This is a genomic window from Nocardioides sp. (assembly GCF_004803405.1).
Classification (GTDB): Bacteria; Actinomycetota; Actinomycetes; order Propionibacteriales; family Nocardioidaceae; genus Nocardioides; species Nocardioides vastitatis.
The window spans coordinates 1-1,543 of the sequence record NZ_SSXI01000129.1 but is presented as its reverse complement, the minus strand read 5'-3'; the positions used below and the strand labels follow the sequence as shown (position 1 = coordinate 1,543).

Genomic DNA, 1,543 nt, shown 5'->3' with positions numbered 1-1,543 from the left:
CACGCTCGCCGCTGCGCACCTGCGCCAGGTCGGCGACGGCACCGACCTGCTCCAGGCCGGCCACGATCGTGCCGACGGTCGCCTTCGCCAGCCCGGTGCGCGCGGCGATCTCGGCCCGGCTCGCCGGGCCGTCGTACCTCAGGGAGCGGAGCACCGCAGCGGCGTTGCGCCGGCGCAGCGACTCCGCCCCGGCAGGCTCAGCCACGTACGCCGTAGAGGTGCTCCAGCGCGAGCTGGTCGAGCTTCTCCATGGCCACCTCGCGTGCGGCCAAGGCGTCGACGTCGGGCAGCTCCCACTCCAGCAGTCCGCGCCAGCCCTCCTCCGCCTCCAGCGTCGGTACGGCGAGGTCGGGCAGCCCTGCCTCGGCGAGCGCGGCCTGGACCTCCGGGTCCGCGCGGAACGCCTTCACCTTCTCGCGCAGGATCAGGTAGTTGTCCATGCAGGCCTTCGCCGAGACCCACACGCCGGCGTCGGTCTCGGGCCGGACCGGCTTGTAGTCGAAGTGCACCGGGCCGTCGTAGCCGCCGGTGACCAGGGTGTCGACCACCCAGAAGGCACCGCGCACGTTGCCCGCGCCGAAGCGCAGGTCCTGGTCGTACTTCGGGCCGTTCTGCCCGTTGAGGTCGATGTGGAAGAGCTTGCCCTGCCACAGGGCCTGCGCGTACCCGGCGGCCGCGTTGAGCCCGGCCATCTCCTCGTGCCCGATCTCGGGGTTGACGCCGACCAGCTCGGGCCGGTCGAGCGTCTCGATGAAGGCCAGCGCGTGGCCGACCGTCGGCAGCAGGATGTCGCCGCGCGGCTCGTTGGGCTTGGGCTCGATGGCGAACTTCAGGTCGTAGCCCCGGTCGACCACGTAGTCGCCGAGCACGTTGAACGCCTCCTGGTACCGGTCCAGCGCGGCCGGCACGTCCTTCGCGGCGCCGTACTCCGCGCCCTCGCGGCCGCCCCACATGACGTACACCTTCGCGCCGAGCTCGGCGGCGAGGTCGAGGTTGCGCATCACCTTGCGGAGCGCGTAGCGCCGCACGTCGCGGGAGTTGGAGGTGAGCCCGCCGTCCTTGAACACCGGGTGGGTGAAGAGGTTGGTGGTCGCCGTGGTGACGACGAGACCGGTGTCGGCGAGCCCCTTCTTGAATCGCTCGATGATGCCGTCGCGGACGGCGTCGTCGGCGCCGAACGGGATCAGGTCGTCGTCGTGGAAGTTCACGCCGTAGGCCCCGATCGCGGCGAGCCGTTCGAGCGCGTAGACGGGGTCCATCGGGGCGCGGGTCGCGTCGCCGAACGGGTCGCGCGCCTGCCAGCCGACGGTCCACAGGCCGAAGGAGAACTTGTCGGCGGGCGTCGGCGACGGGATCTGGATGGTCATGGGCGTGCCTCTCGGTGGGGTCAGGGTCGGTGCGGGATGAGCTGGTCGAGCTGGTCGAGACCGTCGCGCAGTGCGGCGTAGCGCTCGCGGACCTCGGGGACGTGGTCGGCGGTCAGGACGCCGGTGGTGGGCAGCGGCCAGGCCGGCGGGGCGTCGGCGCCGGAGAGCGCCCACGC

At 72.3% G+C, this 1,543-nt stretch carries 2 protein-coding genes; both read right to left on the bottom strand.

What is annotated here, in order from left to right; translation table 11 throughout:
- A partial coding sequence (locus tag E7Z54_RS09605; RefSeq protein WP_168798253.1) for a helix-turn-helix domain-containing protein occupies window positions 1–205 on the bottom strand: 205 nt, incomplete at its 3' end.
- Window positions 198–1,367 (bottom strand): xylose isomerase, encoded by a 1,170-nt coding sequence (gene xylA / locus E7Z54_RS09600; protein ID WP_136433176.1) that lies wholly within the window; start codon window positions 1,365–1,367, stop codon window positions 198–200. The genes E7Z54_RS09605 and xylA, both read right to left, overlap by 8 nt.
- Between the last annotated feature and the right edge of the window lie 176 nt (window positions 1,368–1,543).